Origin of the sequence: Ruegeria hyattellae, from assembly GCF_041537925.1 — a bacterium.
In the GTDB taxonomy this organism is placed as follows: Bacteria; Pseudomonadota; Alphaproteobacteria; order Rhodobacterales; family Rhodobacteraceae; genus Ruegeria_C.
In genome coordinates this window covers 62,565-79,616 of the sequence record NZ_JBGOSH010000001.1, presented here as the reverse complement: position 1 = coordinate 79,616, position 17,052 = coordinate 62,565, and the positions used below count along the sequence as shown (strand labels likewise).

The window sequence follows — 17,052 nt, the reverse complement described above, 5'->3', positions numbered from 1 at the left end:
GCAACATGACCAGTGAACCGGACCCGGTCTCTTGGACTACGGTTTAGCGACCGATGCGGTCAGCTGCTTTCTGACAGGCAACATCCAGACCTTTCGCCACATGATCCACGTCCTCCAATGAAAGACAAAGCGGCGGCACCATGCGCAGGCAGGATTGAAACGGCCCGGATTTCGACAGAATGATCCCCTGCTCGCGACTGGCTTCGAATACCTCGGTAGTGGCGTCCTTGTCGGGTGTTCTGGCGTCCCGATCGCTCACCATTTCGATGGCGAGCATCAGGCCAGTCCCACGCACGTCGCCGATGATCGCGTGTTTGTCTTTCAAATCGTGCAACCGCTCCAGCAATGCGTCTCCGACCGTGCGCGCGTTGTCCTGCAGTCCTTCGTCACGCAAAATGGCCAGCACAGACCGCGCGGCAGCGGCAGAGGTGGGGTTGGCGCCGTAAGTGTGGAACATGAACCTCTCGGCCATTGGCGCCGCGACGTGTTTCTTCGCCACCACCGCGCCAATGGGAAAGCCGTTGCCGAGCCCTTTGGCCATGACCACGATGTCAGGGATAACCGCGTCGGCCTCGAACCCCCAGAAATGTGCGCCAGTGCGGCCAAAGCCCGATTGCACCTCATCGGCAATGTATAGCCCGCCCGCCGCGCGGACCCGAGCGGCCGCGCCAGACATGTAGCCGGGGGGCATCTCGATGATGCCGCCATAGCCCTGGACACTCTCGACGAATATACCCGCGACCTGCCCCGATGTGGCCGAGGCGATCGTGCGGTCGATCTCGTCCAGATACGGTTGCGTGCCGGGGCCGAAAATGCCGCGGTACTGATTGGGCTCGGGCACAAAGGCCACGTTGCCGGGCATTCCCGGATGCCGCCAACCGGCAATGCCGGTGATCGACTGCGCCGCCGCGGTGGGGCCATGATATGCTGTGCGCAAGGCCAACAGATCGAGGTTCCCGGTATAGGTACGCGCCATGGTCATCGCCAGGTCGATCGCCTCGGCGCCGGAATTGGTCAGATGCACCACCCAATCATGACCGCGGGGCATGGTTGCCGCCAGTTCCTCGGCCAGATGCGCTGGTGTGGGGTGGTAGAACATTGTCGTGCAATGGGTCAGGGTCTGCGCCTGTTCCATTGCGGCGGCAACCACGCGTGGGTGGGAATGGCCGACCGAAATGCAGACATTCATGCCCAGCATGTCGGTGTATTTTCGCCCGTCGGCATCCCACAGATACTGTCCCTGCCCCTTCCTGAACACGATCGGGTCGCGGAAGGGTGTGAAACGGGTCAGCGAGGCGGCGTAGTATTGGTCGCGTCTTGCTGCAGTGGTGTCGATATCCCAATCGGTGTGCAGGGTATGGTCGGTCATGAAAAGCCTCCGGCTTTCAGGCGCATGTTGCGTGGGTCAAATGGCGGCTCCGGCAGGATAACCGCCGCGCGATGCATGCCAAGGATCGAGATGGTCAGGTTGTCACGGGCCGTCACCTCGCGCAGATAGGCCAGCGCCAGCACCTTGCCCGTGCGATGGCCATAGGCGCCAGAGGTGACGATGCCGACGGGGCGTCCAGACTGCCAAAGCGTATGGGCATAAAACGGGTCCACTTCGCCAGCTTCGATCCGTAGCAGGACCATGTCCCAGGGCGTGTCGCGGGCCAGCGCGCGGCGTAGTTCGGGGCGCACGAAAGACGCAAGCCCCGCCTCCATAGGGCTGCGCTCGCTTGTTAGATCACTTCCCCATCCCCGATACCCTTTTTCGAGGCGCATGGAATTGGCGGCATAGGCGCCATAAAACCCCGGCGCAAAGGGCTGCGCCGTCTGCTCCAGCATCTTAAAGAGCTGAACGGCGTTCTTGGCAGCAACATGCAATTCCCAGCCCGACTCGCCAATATAGGACACCCTCAAAGCGCGCACCGGCACGCCCGCAACGGTCGTCTCCCGCGCCGTTAGCCATGGCATATCGGCCACTTCCGGCAAAACGTCAGCAGCCTTTGGCCCCATGACGCCGATCACGGCAATGTCTTCGGTTATGTTTTTGACCCGCACGTTGAAGCCCATGGCGCGCGCGCGCAACAGGTCGAGGTCAATCTCCTCGGCCGCAGCAGCCGACGTCAGATAGGCGTGCCCTGCCCCAAGCATCGTGACAGTGAATTCCGACAAGACCCCGCCAGCCGGGGTGAGCGCATGGGTCAGTCCGATCCGGCCTGGCCCGGGCGCACGGTTGGCTCCCAATGCCTCGAGAAAGGGGGCAACATCCGGCCCCGTAACGTCGAACTTGGAGAAGACAGACAGATCCGCCATGGCAACACGGGTGGATGCGGCCTCGACCTCGGCCGCGACCGGACCGAACCAGTTGGCGCGGCGGAAGGTTTCGTCAGCCACCACGCCCGGCTTGGAGGAGAACCAGTTAGGCCGTTCCCAGCCATGTGCTGCACCCATCACCGCGCCGCGCTCGATCATCAGGTCATGCAGAGGCGACAGGCGCAGACCGCGCCCGGCGGGGCGTTCTTCATGGGGGTAATGCACGCCGAACTGGAGGCCGAAACACTCGACCGCCTTGGCAACACGGTAATTGCGGTCCGCCCAGGCGCCAAAACGTCGGCTATCGACGCTCAGCGCATCCATCGGCGGCGCGCCGTGGGTCATCCAAAGGGACAGGAACCAACCGGCACCGCCACCCTCCATCACGCCCATCGAGGATCCAGTCAGCAACCAGGCATTTTGCGCGCCGTGGGCGGGCCCGATCAGCGGGTTGGCATCGGGGGTGAAGGTGATCGGCCCGTTGATGACTGATTTTACCCCGCCCGTCTGCAGCGCCGGGATACGCTCCATCGCTGCCATGATGATATGTTCGACCCGGTCCAGATCCGGAGGCATCAACTCGGCGCCGAATCCGGGAGGGACACCATCAACGGACCAGACCTGCGCTTCTTTTTCGTAAGGACCGAGGATCAGCCCGTCGCGTTCCTGGCGCACATACCAGCTTTCTTCCGGATCGCGGATGATGGGCAGTTCCGGCAATCCGGCGGCAACGCGGTCTCGGACAGCATCCACTGTATCGGTCACCAGATATTGGTGCAGGACGGGGACCGACGGGATGTTCAAGCCCATCATGCGTCCGATTTCCCAGCCCCATGTCCCGGCTGCGTTGACGATGTGGGTTGCCGCAACCACGCCTTTCTGCGTTTCGACCCGCCAGTGGGCGCTGTCTCGGGCAATCCCCGTCACGGCACAGTTGCGCCAGATCTGCGCCCCACCTCGACGGGCAACATTCGCCATCGCATTGGTCGCCAGTGACGGGTCGACATGACCGTCATCCGGTTCATAAATACCGCCCAGCAATCCGTCGAGCCGTGCCAGCGGATGCAGGTCCGCGATCCGATCCGGCGTCAGAATTTCGAGCGGATAGCCGGTGAATTCTGACAATCCGGCCACATGGCGAAACTCGTCCATTCGGTCGGGGTTGCGGGTGATGCGCATCGCACCCGACGGGTGAAAGCCGCAATCCTCCCCTGTCTCTTGCGGCAACACATCGCGGTAAAGCCGGACAGATACCGCGCGCAGTTCCTGAATGGTCGGGTTATGGGCGAAATGCGTGCACAGTCCCGCCGCGTGCCAAGTCGAGCCGTGGGTGAGATCGTTCTTTTCCACCAGCAACACATCAGACCAACCCGCCTTGACCAGGTGGTACATGAGCGAGACGCCCATGACCCCGCCCCCGATGATCAGCACTTGCACCCTGGTCATGCCCGCATCCTTTTGCCATCGGGATCAAATGGAGCGCGGCGCAGCGGTGTGGCCGAGTAGTCTCGCCCGGCGACTCTGACAGTGAAAGCGCGCGCGCAGGTCTGCGTCAGGGTTTCGCCCGGCATGGTGTCGAGCATTGCAAAGCACAGGTTCAGGCCGGTGCGCGGCCCGCGCCCCCCCGAGGTTGTCAGCCCCACATGGCGACCGGCTTCAAAGACCGGCTCGTCATGCTGCATCAGCGCCTCGCCCATGATCGACATCAGGACAAGCCTTTGGTGCACGCCCTCCGATCGCTGCGCCTGCAAGACGGCACTGCCGATGAAATCTTTGCCCCAGTCGATGGTGAACGCCAACCCGGCCTCAAGCGCCGTCACCATAGGCCCCAGCTCATGCCCCCAATGTTTGAAGCCCTTTTCAATACGGCAACCGTCCAGCGCGTAATGTCCCAGCGGCGTCGCCCCGGCGCCGCGCAAAGCGTCAAACAGCATTGCCGCGTCTTTATTGGCCACCCTCAGCTCCCAGCCCAACTCACCGACAAAGCTCAGGCGGGTAGCGCGGCATGTGACCTCGGCGATCCGGGCCTCGGTGGAGTGCCCAAATCCTATGGCAGGCACTTCGCCCAGACCTTCCAACAGCGCGCGGCTGCCGGCCCCCATCACACCGATAGTGCAGAAATCTTCGGTCACATCCGCAATCGACACGGTGTCGGGCAGGTTGCGACGCAAATAGGCCAGATCGCGTGCCCGGGTTGCCGCGCCCGATGTCAGGTGAAACGCCTCGGCCCCAAGCCGGGTGAGTGTCACGTCCATCTCGATCCCGCCACGTGCATTCAAAAGTTGCGTGTAAACGGTACGGCCCACAGCAACATCCAGTTGAGCGGTCGAGAGCCAGTTCAAAGCGCTGAGCGTGTCAGGCCCGGACAGATCTAGCTTGGTCAGCGGACTGAGATCGATCAGCGAGGTGCCCTCTGCCATGACGGCCGCTTCGGCCTCGGCCCTCGGCCACCATGCCTGTGTCCCGACGGAATAGGGTTGCGCCGCCCCATACCAGAGCCCGCGCTCCCATCCCGCAGTGACCCCGAACTGCGCACCTGCCGCGGCCCAGTGATCGTGCAGCGCGGTTCTGCGCAAATTCCGTCCGGCCTTGGGCTGCTTGTAGGGCCAGTGAAGCGCAAAGAGGTCGGAAACAGCCTCTTTCATGCGATCCTGCAGATGAGAGGGGCTGGCGGTCGCCGGATCGACGCGGGCAACGTCAACCTCCCACATATCCATTGGTGGAACGCCATCGGCGATCCAATCCGCAAGCGCGCGACCGATCCCCGCCGACGACATGATCCCGACCGAGTTCATCCCGGCTGCCACGAACAGCCCGTCAACCTCGGATTCGCCAACCAGAGGTCGCGTGTCCGCTGTAAAGCTCTCGGGTCCGTTCATGAAATGTTGGATGCCGACGGTTTTGAGTGACGGGCACACGTCCAGTGCCGCTTCCAGAAAGGGCGCGAAATGATCCCAGTCCTCGGCCAGTTCCAGAAAGGCGCGATCGCCTTCGGGACCATAAGCATCCCAGCAGTTGGCGTTGGGTTCGAATCCGCCAAAGACCAGCTTGCCCGCGTCGCCCTTGATATAGATGCCGCGATCAAGATCCCGGATCACCGGGAATGGATTGGGCAGGTCCGGCAGGGGTTCCGTGACAACATACATGTGCTCAACCGCCTGTAGCGGCAGGGCAACCCCAGCCGTTGCCGCCAATTCGCACGACCAGGCACCGGTGGCGATCACCACGCGGTCTGCCGCGATCTGCGTCCCGTCTGCCAGGACCACGCCTGTGATCCGGCGGCGATCCTTCAGCAATCTTGCCACTTGCACGCCTTCGCGGATCGTGACGCCCTGTTTCCGGGCAGCGCGCGCATAGGCCATGCAAAGATCAACCGGGTTCACATTTGCATCTTCCGGGACATACAGCGCACCAACATGATGCGAGAGGTCCAGCAGTCCCAACGGAACCTCACCGGGCTGAATCATGCGCGGTGACAGTCCTTGTGTCGTCCCCAGATCGGCGATCCGATGCAATTCATCCAGCCGTGCGGGTTCCCGTGCCAACCAGTAACCACCGGTGCGGACATAGCCGGTCGACATGCCGGTTTCGGCCTCCAAATGCGGGAACACGTCCAGTGCCGCCATTGCGAGCCGTGTCATGTTTGGTGTAGCCCGCAACGGTCCGACGATACCCGCCGCATGCCATGATGTGCCCGAAGTGAGTTGGTTTCGCTCCAGCAGCAGGACATCCTGCGCGCCGCGCTTGGCCAAGTGGTAGGCAAGGCTCAGACCAATCGCACCGCCACCTATGATCAAGGTGCCCGCCATCAGAAATAGTCCCGATCAGGCTGTTCCGCCTTGCGGCGGGCAACATAATCCAGCAGCGCGGCATCGATATCAGCGTCCAGACCGGGATCTTCGTAGCTGTGCAAGCGATCTTTCCAGATCGCATTGGCCCGCGTCGCCGCATCTTTCGCCCCCGCCGCGTCCCATTGTTCAAAAGAATTGTCATCCGGCGCCCAGGGGCGAAACAGGGCCGTCATGAAATTGGCCTGCGTATGCTCGGACCCAAGGAAGTGCTTCCCGGGTCCGGTCTTGGCGATAGCTTCCATCGCTTGTGCATTTTCGCTGAGGTCGATGCCCTCAAAGAACCGGGCCGCTTTGCCGCAGAGATCATGATCGAGGATCGTTTTTTCAAATGACGTGACCAACCCGCCTTCCAACCACCCAGTCGCGTGGTTGATCAGGTTCGCGCCCGCGAACATGGACATCATCAGTCCCCAGGTTGCTTCCTGCTGGCTTTGGGCATCTGGCAGTTTAGACGCGCTGAGCGTTCCGACCGTGTGCAGCGGCACACCCAGACGGCGGGCCAGTTGTCCGGCTGCCAGCACCATCAGGCCTGCCTCGGGCGTTCCAAAGGTCGGCGCGCCGGATTTCATCGACATCGTCACGGCAAAGCTCCCCATCAGACACGGCGCACCCGGTGCGATGAGCTGTACCAGCGTCATGGCTGCCATCGTCTCGGCCAGAACCTGTGCAAGCGTTCCGGCCACGGTGGTCGGTGACATCGCTCCGGTCAGGACCCAAGGCGTACAGGCCACCGGCTGGCCAGCCCGCGCGTAGGTTTTCAGGGCCCCGGACATATGGCCATCCATCACCAGTGGTGCATTGGTATTGGCCACGCAGTAGAGCACTGGCTTTTCGGCCACGAATTTCTCACCGAACAGAATGCCTGCCATGTCGATCGCATGTCCGGCCCGTTCGGCGCCGATAAAGGCACCCATGAAGGCCCGGTCCGAATGGCGGATATGGGCATAAAGCATGTCCAGATGGCGTTTGTTGGCCGGCAGGTCCACCGGCTCGCACACTACACCGCCGGAATGATGCAACCACGGAAGCGTTTGGTGCAGCTTCACCAGTTCAATGAAATCCGTATAGGAGGCATAGCGCCGTCCCCGGTCCAGATCATGGACAAACGGTGGCCCCCAGGACGGACACAATACCGTCGCATCGCCACCAAGCTGCACATTTTTCTCTGGGTTGCGGGCATATTGGACAAATCGTGCCGGAGCTGTGGCCATGATCGTCTTGCGGCAGAACCCCGGGGCAAACCGAACCCGGGATCCGGCCACATCGCAGCCGGCATCGGCAAAGATTGTCAGTATCTCGGGATCGTCCCGAAACTCCATTCCCGTCTCGAACAGGATTTGATCCGCATTGGCCTCGATTTGCTCCAACCCAGCCTCGCTCAGGACATTGAAGGTCGAAAGTTTGCGCTGAATGAACGGCGCGCAAGGCTCTGCTCCGGTGGCCCGGGCCGCGTTGCCGCGGCGTCTGTGTCTGCCTCGTCGTTCCATGCGTTTAGCTTTGCAGGTGGATTGACAGTTCCCAAACGCATTCACACTATATAAGGAATTCTTATACTAAAGATGATCTGATGCTCGACCGCCGTTCCCTTTCGCCCAGCCTCATCCGCTCGTTGGAAGTTTTTGTTGCCGTGGCAGAAACCGGCCAGATGCGCTCGGGTGCCCGGCTGTTGGGCCTGTCACAACCCGCAGCATCGCAACATATTGCCTCGCTTGAAAAGGCGTTCGGCACGCGCCTGATCGATCGCAGCGTTCGGCCCGCGCGATTGACCCACGCGGGCTTGCGCCTGCACAATCGCGCGCAAAAAATCCTTCACGCCCTGTCCGACATGGAATCCGAGTTGCGCCATGTGGGGCAAGCGTCGATCAGCCTGTTGCGGGTCGGAATTCAGGCGTCCATCGCAACCACGTTAACGCCATCGCTGGTGGCGCTGGTCCAAAGTGAATTCGGTGTCGAGGATATTACGCTCCACGCAGGTCAAAGCGGAAATCACGAGCATTTGCTGCGTACCAAACAAGCTGATCTGGCCATCACCTCGAACCCATTCCTGGACATGGACGGGCTGGAACGGCATCACATCCTGAAAGAAGACTACCTGCTTGTCCTGCCAAGCGGGTATGACGGCCCCACAGACAACCTTGAAGCCATCCAGAAGCGCCTGCCGTTGGTGCGGTTCGGAGACACGACCAATGCCGGTCGAAAAATAGCCCAGCACCTGCGGCGCCTACGGTTTGAGCCGGACAAGGTCATTCAGGCCGACCGCTCCAGCATGGTGACATCCTGCGTTTCCGCCGGTCAGGGGTTCAGTTTGCTGACGCCAACCCTGCTGATCGATGGCATGGTGGAAAACATGAAACTGCGTCTGATGGAATTGCCGGTCGTCGGGTTGTCCCGAACGCTGACAGTGGTTGCCAGACAGGGAGAGTTGCGAAATTTGCCAACGGCGGTGGCGGAGTTGTCGAAACGAAAATTGATGCATCAAATCGTCGAGCATGTGGGAGAGATCGGTTCAAAGAGTGTGGATCACGCCTGATCACACCCGGTTTCGATTCCGATGGTCTGCTCCCAGAAAGGGAGCACGACGCAAAGGCTGCCGATCACAATCGCCTGATCGTTGCAGATGTGGTCGGGGCGGCGAGATTCGAACTCACGACCCCCTGTACCCAAAACAGGTGCGCTACCAGACTGCGCCACGCCCCGGACCGTGCGCCTACCTAGCGATGCGAAACGGGTTTGAAAAGCCCTAAAGTACCCGTTTCTGCCACGCTTTCGTTTTATTCGATATGCGCCCCCCCAACCGAGGAACGCACGATCCAGTCAGCAACCGGATGGCCGAGCTATTGGCGTGGCGCCTGCAAGCAAGTCAGCAGCCAATCGCTGCGCAGATACGTTCACGATAGGCTGCGTTTGCAGGGCTTTCGAGAACCGATTCCCCAGGCTCCTCACGGCAATTAGGCACATAGTTCTCGTCAAGTCCCCGGCTGACACAAATTCCGATATCCCATCCGGGAGGCTGGTCATTCAGGTCAACTTGCCCCCATTTGGGATGTCCGATCTGCTGCAGCGCCGAAAACTGGTTCTGGATAAGGTTCGACACATCCGCAACTGCATCGCAGCTGAGCCGGTGATAATTGTTCCGGCCCCTGTCATAATCATATGTCATCAAAACCGCTTTCACGGCGACGGTATCAAGCGGCTCGGATACGAAGTCATAAGTGCCCGCGGGTATCTGCACTGGAGTGTAGACCGCCTGCAGCACCGGATCGACAATCGGCAGCAGATGGAATTTCGATACGTCCAGGCCCGAGTCCGCAAACAACCGAGCTGGCGCTCCGGCAACATAAAAGAATGCATCGATCTCGCCATTCTTCAGACGCGCCATCGATTCATCGGGTCCGATTGTCAGCGTCTTCCCTGCTTTGACACCGACCAAATCCAGCAACAGCGATGCCGTCAGAAACGTACCGCTATCGGCAACGCCCACGGCAACCCGCTTGCCATTCAGGTCTGCAACCGAGCCAAGGTCTTTGGAGGCCAGAATATGGACCTCTTCGTTATAAAGCGGAAAGGCGATCCTTACACCGGCAATCGCCCGGGCAATGTCGGGGTCGTTCGCGGAATAAGTCTTCAGATATTCAAGAACGTCGCTTTGCACGATCCCGAACTGCGTCGCCCGCCGCTTGCGCACGCCCAGGAAGTTTTCCAGGGAACCGGCGCTTTCATTGACGATCAGTGTCTGTCCGCAACCAGCCATCAGGTTCGAGATGTCGCGACCGATCTGAATATAGGTGCCGGTCGGGCCGCCGGTCAGAATGTTTTTCTCGAATTCCTGTGCTTCGATGCTGTTGGGGCCAAAGCACATGATCAAGGCAGTGCCCAAAAGCTGCAGCGATCGTTTTGCAAAATTCTTCATCTTTCTTCCTGTTCCTTAAATTCGGTTTTTCAACAACGACCAAGATCGCGGACCAGTGACGCGAGCGTCTGACGGTTGATCGAGTTGAATACGGCACTCAATGCGTCATGTGTACATACACCTTCCGTCAATAGCTCCTGCAACTCACTTCGCTTTTCGGCGGGAGTTCCAGCCAAACCCGGTGCTGCCGCAATCGCTCGGCTGACTTCTTCAGACTGCAACGGCGCCGCCCGGCGCTGCTTCGATCTGGTTGCGGTTTGGGCCGGTGCCTCCTGGACCGGTGCTTGAGCGGGCTGCGACCCGGCCTTCAACGCATCGAAAGCTGCTTGGGTCTCTTGCCGTTCCGTCCTTAGTGTACTGAGTTGAGACCTGAGATCTGCCGTGTTTGCCTCTAGCGCGGCAAGGTCGGCAAGGGTGTTCTGGATTTCAGCTTTCTTGGCCTCCTGCTGCGCCGCAATGGCATCGCGATTCGCTGCCGCAACCTGCGCCTGTTGTTCTGCCGTCACGCGCGCGTCCTCGGCCTGGGCGATCTGTGCTTCCAGATCGCTTCGGGTCTGGCGCAACCGGTCAATCTCGGCGCTCAGCGAGGCCAGGTCCGTCTTTGCGGTTTCGGTCTGCGCCACCACCGCATCCCGTTCGGTCAGCGCGGATTGGATGTCGGCCTGCGCCGCCGCCACCTCCTGCGCTTTCTGTTCCGCTGCCACGCGCGCCTCTTCTGCCTGGCCGATCTGTGCCTCCAGATCGCTTCGGGTCTGGCGCAGGCGGTCGATTTCCGTGTTCAGCGAAGCCAGATCCGTCTTTGCGTCTTCGGTCTGGGCAACAACTGCGTCCCGCTCGGTCAGCGCCGATTGGATGTCGGCCTGCGCCGCCGCCACCTCCTGCGCTTTCTGCTCCGCTGCCACGCGGGCCTCTTCGGACCGGGTGATCTGTGCCTCCAGATCGCTTCGGGTCTGGCGCAGGCGGTCGATTTCAGTGTTCAGCGAGGCCAGGTCCGTCTTTGCGTCTTCGGTCTGGGCAACAACTGCGTCCCGCTCGGTCAGCGCCGATTGGATGTCGGCCTGCGCCGCCGCCACCTCCTGCGCTTGCTGTTCCGCTGCCACGCGCGCCTCTTCAGCTTGACCGATCTGTGCCTCCAGATCGCTTCGGGTCTGGCGCAGGCGGTCGATTTCAGTGTTCAGCGAGGCCAGGTCCGTCTTTGCGGTTTCGGTCTGCGCCACCACCGCATCCCGTTCGGTCAGCGCGGATTGGATGTCGGCCTGCGCCGCCGCCACCTTCTGCGCTTTCTGCTCCGCTGCCACGCGGGCCTCTTCGGACCGGGTGATCTGTGCCTCCAGATCGCTTCGGGTCTGGCGCAACCGGTCAATCTCGGCGCTCAGCGAGGCCAGGTCCGTCTTTGCGGTTTCGGTCTGCGCCACCACCGCATCCCGTTCGGTCAGCGCGGATTGGATGTCGGCCTGCGCCGCCGCCACCTTCTGCGCCTGCTGTTCCGCCGCCACGCGGGCCTCTTCGGACCGGGCGATCTGTGCCTCCAGATCGCTTCGGGTCTGGCGCAGGCGGTCGATTTCCGTGTTCAGCGAAGCCAGATCCGTCTTTGCGTCTTCGGTCTGGGCAACAACTGCATCCCGCTCGGACAGCGCGGATTGGATGTCGGCCTGCGCCGCAGCCTGCTGCGTGGCATTGTCCCGCGTCTCTGTCAGGTCAGCCTGCACCGCCGCTGTCTCGGACTGCAGTTTCTGTAGCTCCGTGCGGGCTGCTTCTACTCGTGATTTGATATCCGCCTCTGTGCTTAGAAGGTCGTCAATATTTCTTGAAAGCTTTCCGACTTCTGCAAGTGCCGTCTTGAGTTGCGAGCGGGTCGCTCTCAGCATGTTCTCTGCCATCCTGGCGTCCTGTTCGAGCCCTGCAATGATGCTTCGAAACGACGCCACCTCGTGCGAAAGCGGATCGATTCTGTCTGCACTACCCAGCGGCGCGACCTCGCTACCCGAGCCCTGCGCCATTATTGGCTGCGTCCAACCAAACAAAACCACAAAGGGTGCCAACGCGACACTACGGAAAAGCAATGACATCAATACCCAAACCCTAGAACAAAAAAACAAAACAATAAGATCATCCTAGCATTATTGTCGCTTGAAAAAAAGAATGGAATGAGCTCGGGGCGTGAACATTATATGGTCCCAATGCATCAGTTGGACCTTGGCTACCTAATGCACCTCTTACGGGCCTGCGAAATGATGCCAGCTGCATTGGCGAGGTTTTGCGAGTGTGTTGAGCCGCATAAGACCCCTCAGGCATCTACAAGATCCCAAATGTCGCTTTGCGTTCCCGCAGGCTCGACTTACGAAGGATCAACGGACACTCCGGCACCTCTGGCTCGGCAAATCGGGCCTCACTGGTTGACCTGCTCCGCTTGTCGTGCTTTGCCGGGCCCGACCAAGAGGCAGTGAGCATAACAATCCGATGCTGAGAAATCTCTATGACAGGACTATGCGTCTTGCCGAACACCCGCATGCGCTCTGGGCATTGGCCGGGGTCTCGTTTGTGGAAAGTTCGGTCTTTCCGATCCCGCCCGATGTGCTGATGATCCCGATGATCCTCGCCGCGCCGTCGCGCGCCTTTCTGATTGCCACAGTTGCGCTGGTTGCCTCGGTACTGGGTGGGTTGCTGGGTTATGCGATCGGGGCGTTCTTCTATGAAACCATCGGACAACCCGTGCTGGCAGCCATGGGCAAGGCGCAGGCGATGGACGCGTTCAACACCCGTTTCAACGATTTCGGCTTCTGGGCCGTCCTGACCGCTGGTGTCACCCCCTTCCCCTACAAGGTCATCACCATCATGTCGGGCTGGACCGGCATGCCGTTGGGCACGTTCATTGCCACTTCGATCCTTGCGCGTGGTCTCCGGTTCTTTATCGTGGCCGGGCTTTTGTGGAAATTCGGCGAGCCCATACGCGATTTCATCGAAAAGCGTCTCGGTCTCATGTTCACCTTGTTTATTGCTCTGCTGATTGGCGGCTTCGTGCTTGTGAGGTACCTTTGACACGTCGAAACAGGCTGGTGCTGACGGCGACTGCCACCTCGACCGCGCTGCTTGTCGGGGCCTATATCTCGCAGTTTTTCGGGTGGGAGCCCTGCGCCATGTGCCTGTGGCAGCGCTGGCCGCATTTTGCCGCCATCGTCGCAGGTCTGTGTGCGCTGGCGATCCCTGGCCCGATCTTTCCGCTGCTGGGGGCTGCGGCCTCGGCCACGACCGGCGGCATCGCAATCTTTCACACCGGTGTCGAGCGCAAGTGGTGGGAGGGCCCCGCCAGTTGCACCGGCAGCGGCGATGGTCTGGCCGGGATGAGCGGTGACGCGCTGTTGCCCGGGGGTGCCGATCTGGCCCCGCTGGTGATGTGCGACGCGCTGCAGCCCTTCTTTCTGGGCCTCACCATGGCGAACTGGAATGCGCTGTTTTCGCTGTTCCAAATGTGCGTCTGGATCTCTGCCGCCCGCGTCGGACGCAACTGATCAGACCGTTTTCTTGGTCGAGAGCAGCAGGCTGGTTTCACTGGTCTGCACCCCTTCGAAACTGCGTATCCGTGCCAGTGCCCGATCCAGCTCCTCCAGCGTTTCGGTGCCAAGTTCGACGATCAGGTCCCAGCGCCCGTTGGTCGAATGGATCGCCCGCACCTCGGTCAGCCCCTGAAGCTGGCGGGTGATCCGCTGCGCGCCGCGCCCCTCGATCCCGATCATCATCAGCCCGCGCACCGGGTCCTGCGCCGTGTCCTCTTTCAGCACCACCGAAAAACCCAGAATGTCACCGCGCTGGATAAGCCGCTCGATCCGGGCGCGGACCGTGGTGCGCGACAGGCTGAGTTGCAGCGCCAGATCCGAGAGCGACGCTCGCGCGTCACGTCGCAGGGCCGACACCAGCCTTTCATCCGTTTTGTCCATCTTGCATATCCATTTTGATCAACTCACTTCCCAATCGACCAATTTTGCCTCTGGATTGCAACACAGTTTGCACAGATTTTGGAAGAAGACTGAAATGACAGGCGAATGATGATGTCCACAAAATGTATTCTGATCGGCGCTCCCGTAGATAGCGGAAAGCGGCGCACCGGGTGCCTGATGGGCCCCGATTCCTACCGCACTGCCGGGCTGGCACAGGCGCTGAGTGATCTGGGCCACGCGGTCGAGGATATGGGCAACCTGACCCCGGCCTCACATGCGGCGGAACCCGACGATACCCATCTGCACCAGCCCAATCGGACCATCGGCTGGACAAACCGGCTGATCCGCACCGGTCAAGAGGCCGCACAGCGTGGGTTGCCAATCTTTCTGGGCGGCGATCATGCGCTTGCACTAGGCAGCGTGGCCGGGATGGCGAATCATGCGGCCTCGGTCGACCGCCCGCTTTTCGTGCTCTGGCTGGATGCTCATAGCGATTTCCACACGCCAGAGACCACCGGTTCCGGCAATCTGCATGGTACGCCATTGGGTTATGTGACCGGACGCGGCGGCTTCACCGGCTTTCCGGTAATCACCAACAAGGTGCCCGAGGAAAACATCTGCATCATTGGCCTACGCTCGGTCGACACTGCGGAACGCGAGGCGCTGCAGAATTCCGATATCCGCTTTCACGACATGCGCCAGATCGACGAACATGGCATCGTCCGCCCGCTGGCCGCGTTCCTGAATCATGTGGCCAGTCAGAACGGTCTGCTGCATGTGTCACTCGACGTGGATTTCCTGGACCCGTCGATTGCGCCCGCCGTCGGCACTACGGTGCCGGGCGGTGCCACCATGCGCGAGGGGCATCTGGTAATGGAGATGATCAGCGACAGCGGGTTGATGACCTCGCTTGATCTGGTCGAGTTGAACCCGTTCCTGGACGAGCGCGGGCGCACCGCGCATCTGATGGTGGACCTTGCCGCCTCGGCGCTGGGCCGCCGCGTCTTTGACCGGCCGACACGGAGTTTCTCGTGAGCATCATACAGGCCCCCTCCTCGGTCGTTATGATCCGGCCGCACGCCTTTCACCCCAACCCCGAAACCAGCGCCGACAACGCGTTTCAGAGCCAGGCTGATGCGCGCGACGTCTCTGCCCGCGCCCGCGCCGAGTTCGACAGGGTCGCAGGAACGCTGCGCGAGGCCGGTGTGAACGTGCATGTCTTTGACGATCACGGCGACCTGGACACACCCGACAGCGTGTTCCCGAACAACTGGTTTTCAACCCATACCGGCGGCCATATCGCACTTTACCCGATGTATGCCGAGAACCGCCGCCGCGAGCGCCGCGCGGATGTGATCGAACTGCTCAAACGCGACTATCGGGTCTCGGAAGTGATCGACTACAGCGGCTTGGAGCAGGACGGTCTGTCACTCGAAGGCACCGGCGCCATGGTACTGGATCATATCGGGCGCATCGCCTATGTGGCCCGGTCGAACCGCGCCGATCCGGTGCTGCTGGAACGGTTCTGCGCGCATTTCAACTATGAACCAATCAGTTTCGACGCCGCCGACGCGCAGGGCACCGCGATCTATCACACCAATGTTCTGATGGGCATCGGCACCGATTACGCGCTGATCTGCCTCGACATGATCCCCGATCCCGAACGCCGCCGGACAGTGGCGGAAAGGTTGTCAGAGAATGGGCGCCAGGTGATCGACCTGACCCATGATCAGATTGGCAATTTCGCCGGCAACGCTATCGAGCTGACTGGCTCCGAGCGTCTGCTGGCCTTGTCGGCGCGCGCTTTTGAGGCGCTGCGTCCCGATCAATTGGCCGTCATCGAGCGCTCGGCGAAACCACTGCCACTCACCATTCCCACTCTTGAAACCGCGGGAGGATCGGTGCGCTGCATGCTTGCCGGTATCCACCTGACCCGCCGCCCCGAAAGGACCGCCGCATGAAACCCTCCGACAAGGCACTTGTGCCGTTTGTCTCCGTCGATCACATGATGCAGCTCATCCACCATATCGGGGTGGAAGCAATGATGACCGGCATCGCCGAATACATCGAAGATGATTTTCGCCGCTGGGAGCTGTTCGACAAGACCCCCCGCGTCGCCAGCCATTCCGAGGTTGGTGTGATCGAACTGATGCCCACCTCCGATGGGGAAATGTACGGGTTCAAATACGTCAACGGACACCCCAAGAACACCAAGGAAGGGCTGCAGACGGTTACTGCCTTCGGCCTGCTGGCAAATGTCGAAACGGGCTATCCGATGCTCTTGAGCGAGATGACCATGCTCACCGCCCTGCGCACTGCCGCCACCTCGGCCATGGTTGCAAAACACCTGGCCCCGAAAGACGCGGACACGATGGCGATGATTGGCAACGGGGCGCAGTCCGAGTTTCAGACCCTGGCGATGAAGGCGATCTGCGGGCTGAAATCGGTCCGGCTCTATGACATCGACCTGGCTGCGACCGAGAAATGCGCGGCAAACCTTGCGGCGCAGGATATCAAGGTGGTGATCTGCAAGACACCCGAAGAGGCCATCGAGGGCGCGCAGATCCTGACCACCTGTACCGCAGACAAGCAAAACGCCACGATCCTGAGCGACAATATGGTTGGCAGCGGCGTGCACATCAACGCCATCGGCGGTGACTGCCCCGGCAAGACCGAGCTGGCCGCAGGCATCCTGCAGCGCTCTGACATTTTCGTGGAATACCCGCCACAAACGCGGATCGAGGGCGAGATCCAGCAACTCGACGACGATTATCCGGTCACCGAGCTCTGGCAGGTCATCACCGGCGCGGCTGCGGGCCGCACGTCAGAGCGCCAGATCACGCTCTTTGACAGCGTCGGTTTCGCGATCGAGGATTTCTCGGCGCTGCGCTATGTGCGCGATCAGTTGGAGGCGACGGGCCTCTACCACGCGCTTGACCTGCTCGCTGATCCCGACGATCCGCGCGATCTGTTCGGCATGCTGCAACGCGCCGCGCCGGGCAGCGCATGAAAAGACCCGGGACCGGGGCACTGCCCCCGGTCCGGCCGGGCACGGTTT

Annotated in this window: 13 protein-coding genes and 1 tRNA gene; 6 read left to right on the top strand and 8 right to left on the bottom strand. The window is 61.1% G+C overall.

All coding sequences use genetic code 11. From position 1 onward, the window contains the following. Positions 1 to 43: 43 nt before the first annotated feature. Genes AB1E33_RS00365 through AB1E33_RS00350 form a run of 4 tightly spaced genes read right to left on the bottom strand, consistent with a single transcriptional unit; the run spans position 44 to position 7,636 of the window. Positions 44 to 1,369: an aspartate aminotransferase family protein gene (locus AB1E33_RS00365; protein ID WP_372575273.1), complete on the bottom strand. Its 1,326-nt coding sequence runs from the start codon at positions 1,367 to 1,369 to the stop codon at positions 44 to 46. Next, positions 1,366 to 3,744 carry a GcvT family protein gene (locus AB1E33_RS00360; RefSeq protein WP_372575272.1) on the bottom strand — a complete coding sequence of 793 codons (2,379 nt, stop codon included), beginning with the start codon at positions 3,742 to 3,744 and terminating at the stop codon, positions 1,366 to 1,368. The genes AB1E33_RS00365 and AB1E33_RS00360 overlap by 4 nt, the downstream gene beginning before the upstream one ends. Further along, positions 3,741 to 6,107 (bottom strand): GcvT family protein, encoded by a 2,367-nt coding sequence (locus AB1E33_RS00355; protein ID WP_372575271.1) that lies wholly within the window; start codon positions 6,105 to 6,107, stop codon positions 3,741 to 3,743. Before AB1E33_RS00355 ends, AB1E33_RS00360 begins: the two co-directional genes overlap by 4 nt. Beyond that, positions 6,107 to 7,636, bottom strand: coding sequence for a trimethylamine methyltransferase family protein (locus tag AB1E33_RS00350; protein ID WP_372575270.1), 1,530 nt, complete (start codon positions 7,634 to 7,636; stop codon positions 6,107 to 6,109). The genes AB1E33_RS00355 and AB1E33_RS00350 overlap by 1 nt, the downstream gene beginning before the upstream one ends. An 80-nt stretch (positions 7,637 to 7,716) precedes the next feature. Here AB1E33_RS00350 and AB1E33_RS00345 point away from each other — a divergent pair, with 80 nt between their 5' ends. Then, positions 7,717 to 8,679 carry a LysR family transcriptional regulator gene (locus AB1E33_RS00345; protein ID WP_372575269.1) on the top strand — a complete coding sequence of 321 codons (963 nt, stop codon included), beginning with the start codon at positions 7,717 to 7,719 and terminating at the stop codon, positions 8,677 to 8,679. 90 nt (positions 8,680 to 8,769) lie between these two features. Here the strand turns inward: AB1E33_RS00345 and AB1E33_RS00340 are convergent. The 3 genes from AB1E33_RS00340 to AB1E33_RS00330 form a co-directional block, all read right to left on the bottom strand. Then, positions 8,770 to 8,846, bottom strand: a tRNA-Pro gene (locus tag AB1E33_RS00340). A gap of 163 nt (positions 8,847 to 9,009) precedes the next feature. Continuing rightward, entirely contained in the window at positions 9,010 to 10,059 is a 1,050-nt protein-coding gene (locus tag AB1E33_RS00335; protein ID WP_372575268.1) for a TAXI family TRAP transporter solute-binding subunit, read from the bottom strand. 29 nt (positions 10,060 to 10,088) lie between these two features. Beyond that, the gene (locus AB1E33_RS00330; protein WP_372575267.1) at positions 10,089 to 11,939 is read right to left on the bottom strand and encodes a hypothetical protein; all 1,851 of its coding nucleotides are present in this window, start codon (positions 11,937 to 11,939) and stop codon (positions 10,089 to 10,091) included. Positions 11,940 to 12,519: 580 nt separating this feature from the next. Between AB1E33_RS00330 and AB1E33_RS00325 the strand changes: the two genes are divergently transcribed. Then, the gene (locus AB1E33_RS00325) at positions 12,520 to 13,098 is read left to right on the top strand and encodes a YqaA family protein (RefSeq protein WP_372575266.1); all 579 of its coding nucleotides are present in this window, start codon (positions 12,520 to 12,522) and stop codon (positions 13,096 to 13,098) included. Next, positions 13,095 to 13,568 (top strand): disulfide bond formation protein B, encoded by a 474-nt coding sequence (locus AB1E33_RS00320; protein WP_372575265.1) that lies wholly within the window; start codon positions 13,095 to 13,097, stop codon positions 13,566 to 13,568. The genes AB1E33_RS00325 and AB1E33_RS00320 overlap by 4 nt, the downstream gene beginning before the upstream one ends. On the opposite strand, the gene AB1E33_RS00315 is transcribed toward AB1E33_RS00320, so the two are convergent. Beyond that, a complete protein-coding gene (locus tag AB1E33_RS00315; RefSeq protein WP_372575264.1) occupies positions 13,569 to 13,994 on the bottom strand; it encodes an Lrp/AsnC family transcriptional regulator in 426 nt (141 codons plus the stop codon). Between the two features lie 108 nt (positions 13,995 to 14,102). On the opposite strand from AB1E33_RS00315, the gene rocF reads away from it, so the two are divergent. Genes rocF through ocd form a run of 3 tightly spaced genes read left to right on the top strand, consistent with a single transcriptional unit; the run spans position 14,103 to position 17,004 of the window. After that, positions 14,103 to 15,029: an arginase gene (rocF, locus tag AB1E33_RS00310; RefSeq protein WP_372575943.1), complete on the top strand. Its 927-nt coding sequence runs from the start codon at positions 14,103 to 14,105 to the stop codon at positions 15,027 to 15,029. After that, positions 15,026 to 15,955, top strand: a complete 930-nt coding sequence (gene ctlX / locus AB1E33_RS00305) for a citrulline utilization hydrolase CtlX (protein ID WP_372575263.1) — start codon at positions 15,026 to 15,028, stop codon at positions 15,953 to 15,955. Before rocF ends, ctlX begins: the two co-directional genes overlap by 4 nt. Beyond that, complete coding sequence (gene ocd / locus AB1E33_RS00300; protein WP_372575262.1) at positions 15,952 to 17,004, top strand: ornithine cyclodeaminase; 1,053 nt, start codon at positions 15,952 to 15,954, stop codon at positions 17,002 to 17,004. Before ctlX ends, ocd begins: the two co-directional genes overlap by 4 nt. The last annotated feature ends 48 nt before the right edge of the window (positions 17,005 to 17,052 follow it).

Excerpts from the sequence above, each read along its gene's own strand:
- rocF (WP_372575943.1), top strand. The coding sequence starts at position 14,103 with ATGATGTCCACAAAATGTATTCTGATCGGCGCTCCCGTAGATAGCGGA.
- AB1E33_RS00365 (WP_372575273.1), bottom strand. The coding sequence starts at position 1,369 with ATGACCGACCATACCCTGCACACCGATTGGGATATCGACACCACTGCA.
- AB1E33_RS00345 (WP_372575269.1), top strand. The coding sequence starts at position 7,717 with ATGCTCGACCGCCGTTCCCTTTCGCCCAGCCTCATCCGCTCGTTGGAA.
- AB1E33_RS00360 (WP_372575272.1), bottom strand. The coding sequence starts at position 3,744 with ATGACCAGGGTGCAAGTGCTGATCATCGGGGGCGGGGTCATGGGCGTC.
- AB1E33_RS00330 (WP_372575267.1), bottom strand. The coding sequence starts at position 11,939 with ATGGCAGAGAACATGCTGAGAGCGACCCGCTCGCAACTCAAGACGGCA.
- AB1E33_RS00355 (WP_372575271.1), bottom strand. The coding sequence starts at position 6,107 with ATGGCGGGCACCTTGATCATAGGTGGCGGTGCGATTGGTCTGAGCCTT.
- ocd (WP_372575262.1), top strand. The coding sequence starts at position 15,952 with ATGAAACCCTCCGACAAGGCACTTGTGCCGTTTGTCTCCGTCGATCAC.
- AB1E33_RS00335 (WP_372575268.1), bottom strand. The coding sequence starts at position 10,059 with ATGAAGAATTTTGCAAAACGATCGCTGCAGCTTTTGGGCACTGCCTTG.
- AB1E33_RS00325 (WP_372575266.1), top strand. The coding sequence starts at position 12,520 with ATGCTGAGAAATCTCTATGACAGGACTATGCGTCTTGCCGAACACCCG.
- AB1E33_RS00315 (WP_372575264.1), bottom strand. The coding sequence starts at position 13,994 with ATGGACAAAACGGATGAAAGGCTGGTGTCGGCCCTGCGACGTGACGCG.
- AB1E33_RS00350 (WP_372575270.1), bottom strand. The coding sequence starts at position 7,636 with ATGGAACGACGAGGCAGACACAGACGCCGCGGCAACGCGGCCCGGGCC.